Source organism: Butyrivibrio sp. INlla16 (assembly GCF_900104155.1).
GTDB lineage: Bacteria > Bacillota > Clostridia > Lachnospirales > Lachnospiraceae > Butyrivibrio.
This window is the reverse complement of record NZ_FMYB01000039.1, coordinates 25,794-42,951: the sequence shown is the minus strand read 5'-3', so window position 1 is coordinate 42,951 and position 17,158 is coordinate 25,794. Positions and strand designations below refer to the sequence as shown.

The window sequence follows — 17,158 nt, the reverse complement described above, 5'->3', positions numbered from 1 at the left end:
TATGGCTGGTCATAAACCTTGCATCGCTTACCACATATAGGGCATTTCCATTGCTGCCCTTTGCGAGGATGAATCCTGGCTATAAGAACCTTTTCATCATAGTGGTTCTTTGAGACTTTGATATCATCAATAATCGTATCATTGACATTTAAGAGTTCCTTGAATAAAGTAGTAGCTGAAGTCATCTGGATCCTTTCCTTTTGTGTTTCTTAGTCAGCTACACTTTAAGGAAAGCCAGATGGCTTTTCAAGTATATATTGTTATGTTGTTAAGGTGCGTAGGCTTCCACACATATGCCAGAGGCCTCTTAATTTATTATATATATGGAGATATGTGCATAATTTTATCTCGTTGAAGGGAGTTTTTAATTCATGAAGTTCGTTTGTTCCAAATCAAATCTTATTGCAGGATTGCAGATTGTATCCAAGGCTGTTCCCAATAAGACAACAATGTCAATTTTGGAGTGCATTCTTGTAGATGCAACAGAGGGAGTAATTAAGTTCATCGCTAATGATATTGATCTTGGAATTCAGACAGAGCTTGATGGTAATATTATCGAGAGAGGTTATATCGCTATTGATGCAAAGATATTCTTTGATATCATCAGGAAGCTTCCTGACAGTGATGTTACCATAGAAGCTGATGCAAACGGTAAGGTTACCATAAGCTGTGAAAAGGCAAAATTCAGTATTGTAGGAAGAAATGCCGATGATTTCACCTATCTTTCCAATATAGAGAGAATAGACGGAATATCAGTATCTCAATATACTCTGAAAAATATTATTCAACAGACTATATTTTCTATTGCGGAAAACGATGCCAATAAAATGATGAGCGGAGAGCTTTTTGAGATAAATCAGGATACACTCAAACTGGTTTCTCTTGACGGACATCGTATTTCTATCCGAAAAATTAAACTTCAAAACAGTTATGAATCAAAGAAAGTAGTAGTTCCCGGTAAAACTTTGTCTGATATAAGCAAGATTATATCTGATAGCACAGAGAATAATGTTGATATCTTCTTTACAGATAAGCACATTTTGTTTGAGTTTGACAGAACTATTGTGGTTTCAAGACTTCTTGAGGGTGAGTATTTCAATATTGATCAGATGCTTTCAAGTGATTATGAGACCAAGATGACAATATCAAGAAAAGAAATGCTCGATTGCATCGACAGAGCTACTCTTCTCGTAAAAGAAGGTGATAAAAAGCCAGTTATCATCTCTATTACTGACGAAAAAATGGAATTGAAGATAAATTCAACCATTGGAAGTATGGATGAAGAGATTGATATAGAAAAACAGGGTAAAGATCTTATTATAGGCTTTAATCCCAAGTTTTTAATTGATGCCCTCAGAGCAATTGATGACGAAAGTATTGATATTTATATGGTTAATCCCAAAGCTCCCTGCTTCATAAGGGATAAGGATTCAAATTATATTTATCTTGTACTTCCTATTAACTTTACAACAGTGAGCTAAAAAAATGGAAAAGATAACAGTTAATTTAAGAGATGGAGACGAATATATAAAGCTTGGACAGGCTATGAAAAAGGCCGGTCTTGAGGAATCCGGTGTTGATGCAAAAGTTGATATTCAAAACGGTCTTGTGAAAGTAAATGGTGAAGTTGAAACAAGACGTGGACGTAAGCTTTATAGCGGAGACACCGTTGAGTACGAAGGTGTTCAGGTACAAATTGAGAAATGATAATAAAATCATTAGAACTTACAGATTTTAGAAACTACGAGAATTTAAAAATTGAATTCAGCAGCGGAACCAACATTCTTTATGGTGATAATGCTCAGGGAAAAACAAATATTCTTGAAGCAATCTTTCTTGCTGCTACTACTAAGTCTCATAAGGGAAGCAAAGACAAAGAGATAATTTCCTTCGGTAAGGAAGAGGGACACATCAGAACCATTATTGAAAGAGATGGCGCTTCGTACCGTGTGGATATGCACCTTAGAAAAAGTAAATCCAAAGCGATTGCTATAGATTCACAAAAAATTAGAAAAGCTTCCGATCTGGTAGGAAGATGCAATGTTGTATTTTTTTCTCCAGAAGATCTTAGTATCATAAAAAATGGTCCGGCAGAGAGGCGAAGATTTATGGATATGGAGCTTTGCCAGCTGGATCAAATTTATTTAGAGAATCTTGCAAAATACAATAAGCTTATAACAGAAAGAAATAAAGTATTAAAAGATATGTTTGAACATCCTGAAAACAGTGTTTTACTGGATGTTCAGGATAAGCAGCTTCTAGAATACGGATCTGTAATAATAAAATCCAGGGAAAAATTCATAAAGGATTTATGCGAAATAATAGATCCAATTCACAATAAGCTTACCGGTGGAAGAGAAAAACTGAAAATTTACTATGAACCCAATGTAACTGCTTCGGAATATGAAAATAAACTGGCTTCATCGAGACAAAAAGATATTTATCTGAAGCAGACGACAGTAGGACCTCATAAAGATGATTTTTCATTTAATGTAATTACAGAAAATGTTCCCGAAGAAATAGATATCAGAAAATACGGATCACAGGGACAACAGAGGACAGCCTCGTTGTCGCTTAAGCTCTCGGAAATTGAAATTGTAAAAAAATCAAAAAAAGAAAATCCTGTTCTCTTACTTGATGATGTTTTATCGGAGCTTGACAGCAACAGACAAAATTATCTTTTAAACACAATTGGAGATATTCAGACAATCATTACCTGTACAGGATTAGATGAATTTGTTAACAACCGTTTTGAAATAGATAAGGTATTCAGAGTTGTGAACGGAAGTATACCTGAAGAATAAGAGGATAAAAATGAGTAACGAAGGAAACAATTACGGTGCGGATCAAATACAGATACTTGAAGGACTTGAGGCAGTAAGAAAAAGACCCGGAATGTACATTGGTACAACTGCAGCAAGAGGACTTCATCATCTGGTATATGAGATTGTTGATAACTCAGTAGATGAGGCACTTGCCGGATTCTGTGATCATATTGAAGTTAATATAAATGCAGATAATACTATTACTGTCATGGATAACGGACGTGGTATTCCTGTTGATGTTAACCATAAATCAGGACTTACCGGAGTTGAAGTAGTATTTACAATTCTTCATGCCGGCGGTAAGTTCGGCGGTGGCGGTTATAAAGTATCCGGAGGACTTCATGGAGTTGGAGCTTCTGTAGTTAATGCCCTCTCCGAGTGGCTTGAAGTTGAGGTAATGAGAGGCGGCAAAATATATCAGCAGCGATATGAGAGAGGTAAAGTTTGTTTTCCTCTTAAAGAAATCGGAACAACAGAAGCAGAAAAGTCAGGAACAAAGGTATCTTTTAAACCTGATGCTCTTATTTTCAAAGAGACAACTGTCTTTGATTTTAATGTATTAAAACAGAGACTTAGAGAAATGGCGTTCCTTACAAAGGGACTCAGTATTACTTTAAGAGATTATCGCGTAGCTGAGGGAGAAGAAATTATCGAGCAGAACTTCTGCTACGAAGGCGGTATCAAGGAATTTGTGCAGTATCTCAATAAGAGTAAGACTGTTCTTTATGATCAGATTATGTATTTTGAGGGAAATAAAAACAATGTTCAGGTGGAAGTTTCTCTCCAGCATAATGATTCTTTTAATGAGAGCACATATACATTCGTTAATAATATAAATACTCCTGAGGGAGGAACTCATCTTGAGGGCTTCAAGGTTGCACTTACGAAGACCTTTAATGATTATGCAAGAGAAAAGAAGATGCTCAAGGATAATGAGGAAAATCTCACAGGTGATGATATCCGTGAGGGTCTTACCTCAATTATCAGCGTAAAAATTGAAGATCCTCAGTTTGAGGGACAGACCAAACAAAAGCTTGGAAATTCTGAGGCAAGAGGTGCAGTTAACAGTATTGTTTCTGAACAGCTTACGTATTTCCTTGAACAGAATCCTCAGGTTGCCAAGGTTATACTCGAGAAAGCTATTCTTGCTCAGCATGCAAGAGATGCTGCAAGAAAGGCAAGAGATCTTACAAGAAGAAAATCAGCCCTTGATGGACTTGGACTTCCCGGAAAGCTTGCGGATTGTTCCGATAAGGATCCCAAAAATTGTGAAATTTTCATAGTTGAGGGAGATTCCGCGGGCGGATCCGCAAAGACTGCAAGATCAAGAGCAACGCAGGCTATTCTTCCGCTCAGAGGTAAAATTCTGAACGTTGAAAAAGCAAGAATAGACAAAATATACGGAAATGCTGAAATTAAGGCAATGATCACTGCCTTTGGTACAGGTATTCATGATGATTTTGATATCGAAAAGCTTCGTTACAATAAAATCATTATTATGACTGATGCCGATGTTGACGGTGCTCATATTGCAACACTTATGCTCACTTTCCTTTACAGATTTATGCCTGAGCTTATTAAAACAGGCCATGTTTATCTTGCTCAGCCTCCGCTTTACAAGCTTGAGAAGAACAAAAAGGTCTGGTATGCATACAGTGATGAAGAATTAAATAAAATCCTCAACGATGTAGGACGAGATCAGAATAATAAGATTCAGAGATATAAGGGACTTGGAGAGATGGACCCCGAACAGCTTTGGGAGACAACCATGGATCCCGACAGACGAGTACTTCTTCGTGTAAATATTGATGAGGAAGCTGAATCTGATATTGATGTTACGTTTACAACACTTATGGGTGACAAAGTAGAACCCAGACGTGAATTTATTGAGAAAAACGCGAAATTTGTTAAAAACCTTGATATTTAAGAGGATAAAAAATGGCTGATAACAATAACAACAATAATAATGGTGAAAACCTTTCGGATGATGTATTCGATCAGGTGATCACCGACAGAATAAAGGAAGTAGATCTTCAGAAAACCATGGAGTCGGACTATATCGACTATGCCATGAGTGTTATCGCATCCCGTGCACTTCCGGATGTAAGAGACGGACTTAAGCCTGTTCAGAGAAGAATTCTCTACTCCATGATCGAACTTAACAACGGTCCCGACAAGCCTCATCGTAAATGTGCACGTATTGTCGGTGATACAATGGGTAAATTTCACCCCCATGGTGACAGCTCTATTTACGGATCTTTGGTAAATATGGCTCAGCCCTGGTCAATGAGATACTGCCTGGTCGACGGACATGGTAACTTCGGATCTGTAGATGGTGATGGCGCAGCTGCCATGCGATATACAGAGGCAAGACTTACCAAGATATCAATGGAGATGACGGCTGATATCAATAAAGATACGGTCGATTTTACACCTAACTTTGATGAGACAGAAAAAGAGCCTGCTGTACTTCCCGCAAGATTTCCGAATCTTCTTGTAAACGGAACTACAGGTATCGCTGTTGGTATGGCAACGAATATTCCACCTCACAATCTTCGTGAGGTTATTGCTGCTGTTGTAAAGATGATCGACAACAGAGTAAATGAGGATAGAGCTACAGATATAGAGGAGCTTCTTCCGATTGTTAAAGCACCCGATTTTCCTACAGGTGGTATAATTCTCGGCACCAGAGGTGCAGAGGAGGCTTATAGAACAGGAAGAGGAAAAGTAGTTGTTCGTGCGGTTACAGACATTGAGGCGATGCCCAATGGTAAGAGCAGAATCATTGTTACTGAGCTGCCTTATCTTGTTAATAAGGCCAATCTTATAGCAAAAATAGCCGAGCTTGTAAAACTTAAAAAGCTAGATGGTATCACAGCTCTTCGCGATGAATCAGACCGTGAGGGTATGAGAGTTGTTATTGAACTGCGACATGACGTAAATGCAAACGTTATGCTCAACAGACTGTTTAAGCATACACAGCTTCAGGATTCTTTTGGAATCATTATGCTTTCACTTGTAAATAATGAGCCCAAGATACTTGGACTTGTTGATATGCTTCATCACTATATCGTCCATCAGGAAGAAGTAGTGACAAGAAGAACCAGATACGATCTAAACAAGGCTGAGGAAAGAAATCATATTGTTGAAGGATTGCTCATAGCCCTTGATAATATCGATGAAGTAATCAAGATTATTCGCGGAAGCAAGACTGTTCAGATAGCAAAAGAACAGTTGATGGAACGCTTTGGATTATCTGATGCTCAGGCACAGGCTATCGTTGATATGCGTCTTCGTACTCTCACCGGCTTGGAGAGAGACAAGCTTGAGCAGGAGCACGCAGAACTCTTAAAGAGAATCGAAGAATTGAAGCTTATTCTTTCAGATAAAAAGGTTCTCCTTGGAGTAATAAGAAAAGAAATCACAGAAATTTCCGATAAATACGGTGATGATCGTAAGACACAGATCGGACATGATGATTCCGATATCAACATTGAGGACATGATTCCAAATGTTAATACGGTTATTGCTATGACAAACGTAGGCTATATCAAACGTATGTCTATTGATAACTTCCGTGCGCAAAACCGCGGAGGTAAGGGAATAAAGGGAATATCCACAATTGAGAACGATTATGTGGAAGACCTTCTTATGACTACAACTCACAATTACATTATGTTCTTTACTAACAAGGGTCGTGCATACAGACTTAAGGCTTATCAGATTCCAGAAGCATCAAGAACATCCAGGGGAACAGCTATTGTTAACTTACTCCAGCTTTCTCCCGAAGAAAAGATAACTGCGACTATTCCGATAAAGGAGTATACAGAAGAAAAGAATCTGTTTATGGTTACTAAAAAGGGAACTGTAAAGAAGACTCCTATAATGGAATTTGCAAATGTAAGAAAGAACGGCCTTACAGCAATTAATCTCGATGATGATGACGAACTTATAGAGGTTAAGACCACAAAGTCCGATTCGGAGATATTCCTTATTACCAGAAACGGAATGTGCATCAGATTTAAGGAGACAGATGTTAGACCTACCGGAAGAACATCAATGGGTGTAAGAGGAATTATGCTCGGCGACCAGGATGAGGTTGTTGGAATGCAGCTTAATTCCCAGGGTGATTCACTTCTTATAGTTTCTGAAAAAGGATTTGGAAAGAGAACCGAGCTTTCAGAATTCCACATCCAGCTTCGCGGTGGAAAAGGTGTAAAGTGCTATAAGATTACTGAGAAGACCGGTAATGTAATAGGTGTAAAGGCTGTTAAGGATGAACATGAGATCATGATGATAACTGACAGCGGAATACTTATTCAGCTTCGAATGGAGGAAATAACCATTCACGGAAGAGTGACCTCCGGTGTCAAGATGATAAATCTTGACAAGGGTGTCAGTGTAGTAGCAATTGCGAAGGTACGCGAAAAGGTATCAAACGGTGACGAAGAATTTGAAAATATCGAAGATGCCATGGAAGAGATACCCGAAGGCGAAGAAATAGTCCCGGATGATGATTTTGATGATGAAGAGATAGAAGAATCCGAATACAGTGCTGAAGATACAGATGAAGAGTAAATCTTATGAGAGTTGGACTTTTAATATCCGAATTTAAAGACAATAATACATGTAATATTTGTCTTGGAGCAGATGCGGCTGCCAGGGACTTAGGGGTAGAGCTTGTCATTTTTCCCGGTAAAGTAATGATTACTGATAAGAATTATAGCGAAGAAAGAGCTTATGATTATCAGTATCAGGCAGTTTATGACTATATCTATGAAGCCGGTTTTGATGGACTTATTGTGGATATAGAGCATATCGGAAATAAAGCTCCTATTCTCAAAAAGGAAGCATTTTTGAAGCAATTCGGTAAAAAACCGCTTCTTACTCTTTCGAATATGGAAGGCTTCGAGTGCGTATCCTATACAAAGGATACAGATTCCTATGAAAAGGGTTTTCTTGCAATTGAACAGATTATCAGGAAAATATCCGGTAATGAAGTAAAAGCAAAAAGGCAGAAAATAAACAGCCTTTCAAAGGAATCCATAATTAATATTATAGGAAAAACGGCACGTTTCTCAGAGATTGCATCACAGGCTAATTACTCTAAAGAGAATTATGATGAATCTATAAAGAAAATGGAAAAGTGCTTTGATAACATAGAAGTATTTTTCCTTGAAAATCCTCAGATATGTTCCTTAAAAAAGGGATGGAATGTGCCCAAACACTGTAAAAGAATAATAATTATCAAAGACGGAAAGGCCGGAAAAAAAGAGAAAATCAAGGATATGGAGACATCTGATATTTTTGATCTATCGGAAATAAAAGGCACTAAGGTCATTAGAAACATATTCAGAAAAGATAAGCAGTACGGATTCTTTATTATGGGATTTGATGACTCTTTCAGAATAGAGAATTACGATGATCTTATTACCGGAATTATTCTTAGCTCAATAAGAATAAATTTCCTCAAAAAATTCCTGTATGACACAGAGAAAGAGCTTACACAGTGTCAGGAAGAACTTGCAAGAGATGGTTCGGTCCTTGATCATATCGGTGATGAGGACTATCTTACAGATCTTCCGAACAGAAGAGGATTTTTTGCAAAGGCTTATGATCTTCTTAAATCCGATTTCAAAGAAGGAACCTATGCCGTAGTTGCATATATTGATATGGATTCACTTAAAAATATCAATACAATTCACGGTCATGATGAGGGAGACAATGCTGTTAAAAGGGTTGCCGAAATCCTTAAGGAAGTGTTCGGTGAAAACAGTGTTTGCGGAAGAATAAGAGGAGATGAATTCGCTGTAATAGAAGTTACGACAGAGGAAGAAAAAGCTGAAGAACTTCGTACAGAGATGGCCAGACAGAATAACAAGCTTCTTATGGATAATACTAAATATCTGAATCATCTGATTTATTCAATCTGCGAATTCGATTATGAGGAAAGCCTGTCTCTTAGAGAAATGCTGAAGGAAACGGATGACAATCTGAAGAATATGCGCCGTATGGAGACCATAGGAAAATAAAAACAGTTAAGTATATTTTTAGAATTTACAAGGTTGTGAAAATAACAAAAACAAGATAAAATGTGCTTAATTGGAGTATTACGGACAATTATTTACGAGGATAAACTATGGGAACAGATGCAAATGGATTAGATCCTGAACAGCAGGCATTATTAGCAAGCATAATGGGAAAATCTTCACAGCAAGGTGCGGGGAATTTTAGTATGCCTGCAGCTACTCCTGCAGCGGCAGCAGCTCCTCCGGATCCTGCAAACAGCAGTAAAATGCTTAGTCAGTCAGAGATAGATGCACTTATTGCGTCAATGAATAAATAATACAGGTTAAGCCTCTCTTTTTAGAGAGGCTTATTAGATATAGTGGGGAATTAATATGTCTAATCAAATACCAAATACAGAAGAACCGCATTATAAGCACCAGATAAGAAGATTCACCGGTACAATTAAATGGCTGGTGCTTGGTGTGATAGTGGGAATTATTATAGGGGCAGTCGGGGCTGCCTTTTTCCATGGAATAAGGATTGTTACGCAGTTCAGAAAAGCACATAGTTTTATGATTTTTCTCTTGCCTCTGGCAGGTCTTATAATAGTTTTTCTATACAGACTGTCAAAAGAGTATGAGGACACAGGTACAAATCTTGTTATAACTACTATCTCAGCGGGAGACCATCTTCCTAAAAGAAAGATACCTCTTATTTTTATTGCAACTATACTGACTCATCTGTGCGGTGGTAGTGCCGGAAGAGAAAGCGCTGCCTTGCAGCTTGGAGGAAGTATAGGGCACAATTTTGGTGAGCTTATCGGACTTGATGAGGATGACTGTAAAATAATTACAATGTGCGGAATGAGTGCCGCTTTTGCAGCACTTTTCGGGACACCAATGGCGGCAGCATTTCTTGCTATGGAAATTGAGGCTGTTGGAGTAATGTATTATGCAGCTCTTATTCCATGTGTATTATCTGCTCTTGTTTCCAGCAGTCTTGCTTCATATCTTGGTACAGTACCGGATGTGTTTACTGTGAGCATAGTTCCGGAGTTTACTGTGGATAATGCTGTAAAGGGATCTGTACTTGCAGTTATATGTGCACTTATAAGTATTCTGTTTTGCATAGTTATGAAAAAGAGCGGAGAACTCTACAAAAAATATTTTAAGAATCCATATCTTAGAATTTTTGTAGGTGGATGTCTCGTAGTATTATTAACACTCCTTGTAGGAAATAATAACTATAACGGTGCGGGAATGGATGTTATAGAGCTTGCAACCAAGGGAGAAGCGCCATATCCTGCATTTGCGCTTAAGATGCTATTTACGGCAGTCACTATGGGAGCCGGATATAAGGGTGGTGAGATAATTCCGGCACTTTATATAGGTGCAACCTTCGGATGCTTGTATTCTCAGATATTCGGATTTAATTCTGCACTTTGCTCAGCAATAGGGATGGGAGCACTTTTCTGCGGAATTACAAATTGCCCTATTTCATCTCTTCTTTTATGCTTTGAAATGTTTGGATATAACGGAATGCCATATTTCCTTTTAACGATAGCTCTAAGCTATACCTTTTCAGGTTATTACGGAGTTTACGGATCACAGAAAATTATGTATTCTAAGTTCCATAACAAGTATATTAATCATAAGACCAGATAAAAAATATTAGGGGTATGAGTATGTCAAAAAAATTAGTGTCCTGGAATGTAAACGGGCTTCGCGCCTGCGTATCCAAGGGAGAGTTTCAAAAGTTTATGGAAGAGGAAAAGCCTGATGTAATAGGCCTTCAGGAGACAAAGCTTCAGGAGGGACAGATAGAGCTTGACCTTCCGAGCTATCATCAGTACTGGAACTATGCTGAGAAAAAAGGATATTCCGGAACAGCCCTGTTTACAAAGGAAGAGCCGATAAACGTAACCTACGGAATAGGAATAGAAGAACATGACCATGAGGGCAGAGTAATTACTGCCGAATATCCGGACTACTATTTCATAACAGTCTATGTTCCAAATGCCAAGGATGATCTCTCAAGACTCGAATACAGATGTGTTTGGGAGGACGATTTCCTTAAATATATAAAAACTCTTGAGGAAAAAAAGCCGGTAATATACTGCGGTGATCTTAATGTTGCTCATAAGGAGATAGACCTTAAGAATCCCAAACCCAATAGAGGACATGCCGGATTTACTGATGAGGAGCGCGAGAAATTTGATAACGTTGTAGCTTCTGACTTAATTGATACTTTCAGATATTTTTATCCGGATCTGGAGGGAGCTTATTCCTGGTGGTCTTACAGATTTCAAGCAAGAGCTAAGAATGCGGGATGGCGTATAGACTATTTTGTGACATCCAAGTCGCTTGAAAACAAGCTTGCAGATGCTGTTATTTATAAAAATCAGATGGGATCGGATCATTGTCCTGTGGGATTATTACTGAAGTAATTATAATATAAACTCTGCGGAGAAATCCGCGGAGTTTTTGACCTTAAACCTAAAACACCCTATAATTATATCATGTCATTTAATTCATTTTCTTTTATTTTAATATTTTTACCCGTAGTCCTTATTATTTGGTACGGATTAAACTATTTTGAGAAACGGAAGCTGGCGGATTTATCCCTTATTGCGGCTTCTTTAGTTTTGTATGAACTTTTTTCAACTAATTTTGTCATTATTCTTTTAATATCCTGCATCGGTACATTTGGTATTACAAAGCTGATGACAAAATATGAAGGATTTTCCAAGACTTTTTTAGCTACGGGAATAATCGGAAACCTGTTACTTCTCGGATATTTTAAATATACAAACTTTTTTCTTACAAACATTTTTGCAGTATTAGGAAAAGAATTATCCGAACTGAAGATTATTTTACCTATAGGAATAAGCTTTTATGTCTTTTCTCAGATAGCTTTTCTGATAGATTCATACAGATATAGTAAAGGGACTGACAACAGAGAGTCTTTTGACATGGAATCGGTATCACTGTCAGAATACATTCTTTACATCACTTTTTTTCCAAAAATAATTCAGGGACCCATTGCCCTTCCGGGAGAAATGATATCCCAGTTCAGAGACGTCGAAAAGAGAAAGCCCTCAGCTGAAAACTTCAGAAAAGGCATAGAACTTTTTACGATAGGTCTTTCAAAAAAGGTACTGCTTGGAGATAATCTTTCTAAGATAGCGGATTATGGATTTCAGTATACCTACTACATGGATACACTGACGGGCCTTCTGGTTCTTATATCTTATTCATTGCAGTTATACTTTGACTTTTCGGGATACTGCGACATGGCAGAGGGTGTCAGTATGATGATTGGAATAGAACTTCCAAGAAATTTTAACTCACCCTATAAAGCAATAAGTGTAAGAAACCTCTGGCAGAGATGGCATATGACACTTACAAGATTTTTTGTTAGATATGTTTATATACCGCTTGGTGGTTCAAAAAAAGGAAAGCTAAGAACAGCTCTTAACGTCCTGATAGTATTCGTTTTAAGCGGCTTCTGGCACGGAGCTGGATGGACATATATATGCTGGGGACTTGTAATGGGAATTATGGTCGTCTTTGATGATCTTGGAATAATTGCCACAAAAGGAGATATAAAAAAGAATTATCTTTTACGAGAAAAGCCAATGTTTATAATACCTCAGAAAATAGGACAGATATTAACTTATATTATGTTCCTTGTATCGCTGGTATTTTTTAGATCTCAGAATATGACTTATGCCCTGCAATATTTTAAGCAGTTGTTTATACCTACCTGGCCGGGCTTTATGTATAAGACTTCGGCAGTGCTTGATATACCTGAGAATTATCTTGCGACAACAGCGACGAACCTGTATGCAAAAAACATGACAAATATGGTTTATCTGGTGAGCTGGATCATCCTTCTTATAATTTCATTTATCGTTATAAGAAGCAAAAATGCGAAAGAAATTGTGGATAGCGGAGCACCATCAAAGAGATTTACAGCGTTTCTTGTAATACTTTTTGTCTGGTCCTTTATTTCTTTATCACAGGTTAGCACTTTTATATACTTCCAATTCTGAGTGCGAGCTGATTTTATCGAGTAATAACATGAACAAAAACAAAGATGTAAACTTCATAAAAAACTTTATAAGAACTGTTATTATCATTATCTTATTGATAGGAGTAATGGTTTTTCTTATAGATCCCTTTTTTCATTATCATAAGCCGTGGTTTGGCATGAAGGCTGTTCTCAATGATAAGGAATATCAATGCATAGGAACACTGAGGCATTTTGATTATGATGCACTTATTGTAGGATCATCGGTTGCCGAGAACAATGACAACAGCTGGTATGACGAAGCCTTTAATTGTAAATCCATAAAGGCGATACGTTCGTACGGTGCGACAGCGGATCTGTGTTATCTTTTGGATGAAGCCTTTTCATCAGGTAATGACATAAAGAAAATATTTTATAATATAGACCCTTCATCACTTAATGCGGAGGCAGCTCCGACCTTCGAATCTACGGGATGTCCGATGTATCTATATGATAAAAATCCCTTAAATGACATCAGATATTTATATAACAAGGGTGTCATTTTTGAGAAGATACCATATATGCTGGTTAATTCATATCTTGTGGATTACGATGAAAATCTCTCATATAACTGGGCTAAGTGGAAAAACTTTGGAAGTGAGAGTGCCCTTGGTTTATATTTCAGGCCAAAGGAAAAAAAGTCCATGATGGATGAAACCGTTTATGATGATAAACTATCGGGTAATATTGAACTACTTACAAACGAAGTGAAAAATCATCCTGATACGGAGTTTTATTTCTTTTTCCCGGCTTACTCTATGCTCTGGTGGGACGGAATATACAGAACCGGAGAAAGAGATGCGTTTATCCACTGTGAAAAGGAGATGGTTAAAGCTCTTTTAAAATATGAAAATGTAAGAGTTTTCTGTTTTCAGGATGAGGAAGAGATAATAACAAATCTGGATAATTATATGGATTCCATCCACTTTTCACCGGAAATCAATAAATATATGCTGGATAAGATGGTAGAGGATGAAAATAGGATGACAGAGGCAAATTATGAAGATATACTTGATAATATGAAAAACCTGTCAGACAGAATAGTTAATGAACTCATAGTACCTTATGAGGAAAACGGCCAGATTACTTACGAGCAATGATAGCAGAGACTAAATTATCGAATTTAATAAAATGGGGGAAAGCTGTAGTGCTATTATGCACTATGGCTTTTCTGTGCTCTTGTGCAAATTTTGGCGGTGATGATGACAGAGCACAGAAAACCGGTGCGGATGTTTATGTCTATGATTTTGAGGACCTGGGAATAGAACTTTTAAAAAACAATGAGTATATATCCCTGAATTACGACAGCAGCGGGATTTACGGGTTAAAGAAAAGCAACAATGACGGTCACATTAATTACAGTTTTTCCCGTATAAAGAATGGACAAACAAGAGCGGAAGAAATTCTTATAGGCTCGGGTAATACCAGATTTGATTATCTTTGCACGGATAATAATGATAATTTCTTTGTTTTAAGGACTATTTATCCCGATAAAAAGGGCGTTGATAATATTATTGATGACTATGAGTATAGCGGAAAAGGAGAAAAGAAACTTGTAAAGTATTCTCCTTCGGGTGATCAAATCTGGGCAGCAGCGTTAACTACCCAGGATGCTGAGGGTTACATCAGAGATATGGCTTATGTCAAAGAAATAGGAATACTTACCTGTTCCACAGAAGGTTTATCTTTGTATGATGAGATGACAGGAGAAGGGAAAACTATTGTTTCCAAAGATAAAGGAGATATACATGGTGACCGTGAACTACTTATAGCACCGGACGGAACAGTATTCGCAGTTGAAACTGACAGCAGCTGGAAATATATAGTTTATGAATTTGATACCAAGAAAATGAATCTTGGGAAAAAGAGCAGTATTCCCAAGGAAGTTCCTTTGGGAACATCGTTTTTTACAGGAACTGATAATGACTTTTATTATGTAGATAAAAACTGTATATATGCCTTTAATAAAGGGGATGAAAAAACAAGAAAAATATGTGACCTGATTGATTCCGGATTTTATGCGGATAATATCGTTCTTTTATTTGAAAAAAATAATGATGAATATGAAATTATTGCAGATTATAACACGGCAAGCAGTCGTGCATTTTCAATGAGGAAAAAAGATATTCTGAGCGATGAAAAAAAATCCATTACAATCGGAATTACCACCAGCGATTCTTTTGTAAGACAGCAGGTTAATATATTCAATCAGGAAAACAGAGAGTTCAATATCATACTGACAGATTATACAGAAAACAGTCTTCTTGGCTACCATTCCGCATACGGAAGATTACTGGAGGATATGCAAAAAGGAAGCGGTCCGGATATTCTGATTCTTAGTTCATATTCGGATATGTGCGACCTTCGTTCAAAAGGATTTCTTGAGCCCATAGATTCTTATTTAAAAAATGATCCGGATATTTCTTCAAGAAAGTATATTGATAATATTACAAGGGCTATTAAAGAAAATGGGAAGCAGTTTGCAATAATGCCATATTTCTCAATTAATACATGTGCTGCTTCAAGTGAATTTCTTGCAGGAGAGACGGTCAGTCTGTCTAACTATAGAAATCTGTGCAACAAGCACAACGTCAAAATTCAGAATGTAATGGGAACCATGAATTTTGCAGGCTCTGATATCTTATATGAAACATCGGGATTCGACTTCATAGATATAAAAGAAAAAACCTGTGATTTTCAGAATTATAATTTCATCAATCTTATAAGTCTTATAAGAGAAGTAAAAAGAGCAGAGGATAGCGAGAATTACAAGCCTCTTGATTCAAACTGCTATATTGAAAACAAATCAATGTTGCTTCCCTATAATATTTCAAGCTTTGAGGACTATCGTATAATTCGTGACGGATATTTTGGATCTGACATATTTTTCAACGGATATCCTTCAATAGGTGGAGGAATTTCGTATATTGAACCGGGAATGATGCTTTCCATAAACAGTAGGAGCGAGTATAAGGAAAAAGCGTATGAATTCATAAGATATTTCCTGCTTGATGAGTATCAGTACAGCGTAGAATGGGGTTTTCCGGTATACGAAAAGGCTCTGGACCAGCTTATGGATAAATCTATCAGAGCCCGTTATTACATAGATGATTCTGGAAAAAGAGTTGATACAAACAGTACAATAACAATTGGAAAAAAAGAATTTGTTATAACTCCGCTTACATCTAATGAGGCATTCTATATGAAAAATTTCATTTATTCCCTGAACAAGCTTCAATACAGAAACCCCGAGATAGTAAGCCTTATGTCAGAATCGTTAAAGCCCTACTACATCGGGGATATAAACGCAGAAAAAGCATCATCGCTTGTTCAGCACAGGATAGAAAAATATTTGAAAGAATAAGTATTAGTAAGATCCCATATCATGGAACAGATCGTAGGAATCTTGCAGATGCTGTCTTATATTGGCAAAATCCTTGTTAGCAACTGCCGTATACAGAGTATCAACAAGGAAAAGCTGAGCAAATCTTGAGCTTGTGACACCACTTTTTTTATCGATTTCAGGTGATGTTGTAAAGAGTACATGATTGCATCCCTGAGCCAAAGGGCTGTTGCCGAGCTTTGTGATGGCAACAGTCTCGGAATGTTTGTCATTCGCAATTTTCAGAAGCTGCATGATCGCATCACTTTTTCCGGAATCGCAAAAGAAGATAGCGACATCATCTTCCTGGAGCTGTGCTGCGTTCATAAGACTGTTATGATAATCTTCGTTGTATGTCACATTGTAGGATAGCCTCTGGAATTTGGTGAAAAGATCGGAGGCTGCAAGAGAACTGCTTCCAACTCCGAATATTCTGATCATTCTTGCACCGACTATGGCATTTACAGCTCCTTCAAAGGACTGGGTATCAAACAGCCTGTAGGTTGTCTGAATAGCCTGAGAGCTTGTAGCACAGATATTATCAGCAATTGCCTGCATGGAGGTATACTGGTTGATATCCTTGAATTCAATATGAGGTCCTGCTTTTTCAGCTTTTTTGGCATCTGAGAAAATTTCTCTTTTCAGACCTTTAAGACCTGAATATCCAAGGGATTTGGAAAATCTGCTCCAGGTTGCCTGTGTTGTACCTGAAGCTTCTGCAAGCTCGGCAACGGTATTGTTATATATACTTGAATCATTTTTTAAACAGTAATCGGCTGCTTTTCGCTCTTCTCGCGTAAGATTTGCATAAACACTTTTAATTCTTTCTTCTAATAATGACATAGTCGATCTCCATTCCTGTAGACGTGAG

The 17,158-nt window shown here is 37.4% G+C and carries 14 protein-coding genes; 12 read left to right on the top strand and 2 right to left on the bottom strand.

Translation table 11 applies throughout. The features are described from left to right. A partial coding sequence (locus BLR42_RS22395) for a hypothetical protein (RefSeq protein WP_207648554.1) occupies positions 1-185 on the bottom strand: 185 nt, incomplete at its 3' end. Positions 186-371: 186 nt separating this feature from the next. Between BLR42_RS22395 and dnaN the strand changes: the two genes are divergently transcribed. From dnaN to BLR42_RS15965, 12 genes are all read left to right on the top strand, one after another. After that, a complete protein-coding gene (dnaN, locus tag BLR42_RS16020) occupies positions 372-1,481 on the top strand; it encodes a DNA polymerase III subunit beta (RefSeq protein WP_091871221.1) in 1,110 nt (369 codons plus the stop codon). 4 nt (positions 1,482-1,485) lie between these two features. Next, on the top strand, positions 1,486-1,707 hold the full coding sequence (locus BLR42_RS16015) for an RNA-binding S4 domain-containing protein (protein WP_091871218.1): 222 nt from the start codon (positions 1,486-1,488) through the stop codon (positions 1,705-1,707). Continuing rightward, positions 1,704-2,804: a DNA replication/repair protein RecF gene (gene recF, locus BLR42_RS16010; RefSeq protein ID WP_091871216.1), complete on the top strand. Its 1,101-nt coding sequence runs from the start codon at positions 1,704-1,706 to the stop codon at positions 2,802-2,804. The genes BLR42_RS16015 and recF overlap by 4 nt, the downstream gene beginning before the upstream one ends. Before the next feature lie 10 nt (positions 2,805-2,814). After that, entirely contained in the window at positions 2,815-4,752 is a 1,938-nt protein-coding gene (gene gyrB, locus BLR42_RS16005) for a DNA topoisomerase (ATP-hydrolyzing) subunit B (RefSeq protein ID WP_026498413.1), read from the top strand. An 11-nt stretch (positions 4,753-4,763) separates the two neighbouring features. Next, entirely contained in the window at positions 4,764-7,403 is a 2,640-nt protein-coding gene (gene gyrA / locus BLR42_RS16000; protein ID WP_091871213.1) for a DNA gyrase subunit A, read from the top strand. Positions 7,404-7,408: 5 nt separating this feature from the next. After that, on the top strand, positions 7,409-8,857 hold the full coding sequence (locus tag BLR42_RS15995; protein ID WP_091871210.1) for a GGDEF domain-containing protein: 1,449 nt from the start codon (positions 7,409-7,411) through the stop codon (positions 8,855-8,857). A gap of 107 nt (positions 8,858-8,964) precedes the next feature. Beyond that, positions 8,965-9,171: a hypothetical protein gene (locus tag BLR42_RS15990; protein ID WP_022761787.1), complete on the top strand. Its 207-nt coding sequence runs from the start codon at positions 8,965-8,967 to the stop codon at positions 9,169-9,171. 55 nt (positions 9,172-9,226) lie between these two features. Continuing rightward, entirely contained in the window at positions 9,227-10,498 is a 1,272-nt protein-coding gene (locus tag BLR42_RS15985) for a chloride channel protein (RefSeq protein WP_091871207.1), read from the top strand. Between the two features lie 20 nt (positions 10,499-10,518). Continuing rightward, on the top strand, positions 10,519-11,280 hold the full coding sequence (locus BLR42_RS15980) for an exodeoxyribonuclease III (RefSeq protein WP_091871205.1): 762 nt from the start codon (positions 10,519-10,521) through the stop codon (positions 11,278-11,280). A 72-nt stretch (positions 11,281-11,352) separates the two neighbouring features. Then, a complete protein-coding gene (locus tag BLR42_RS15975) occupies positions 11,353-12,888 on the top strand; it encodes an MBOAT family O-acyltransferase (protein ID WP_091871202.1) in 1,536 nt (511 codons plus the stop codon). 28 nt (positions 12,889-12,916) lie between these two features. Continuing rightward, positions 12,917-14,005 (top strand): hypothetical protein, encoded by a 1,089-nt coding sequence (locus tag BLR42_RS15970; protein WP_091871200.1) that lies wholly within the window; start codon positions 12,917-12,919, stop codon positions 14,003-14,005. Positions 14,006-14,052: 47 nt separating this feature from the next. Next, a complete protein-coding gene (locus tag BLR42_RS15965; protein ID WP_207648561.1) occupies positions 14,053-16,269 on the top strand; it encodes a type 2 periplasmic-binding domain-containing protein in 2,217 nt (738 codons plus the stop codon). A gap of 3 nt (positions 16,270-16,272) precedes the next feature. On the opposite strand, the gene BLR42_RS15960 is transcribed toward BLR42_RS15965, so the two are convergent. Beyond that, positions 16,273-17,130: a MurR/RpiR family transcriptional regulator gene (locus tag BLR42_RS15960; RefSeq protein ID WP_170832828.1), complete on the bottom strand. Its 858-nt coding sequence runs from the start codon at positions 17,128-17,130 to the stop codon at positions 16,273-16,275. Positions 17,131-17,158 lie beyond the last annotated feature (28 nt).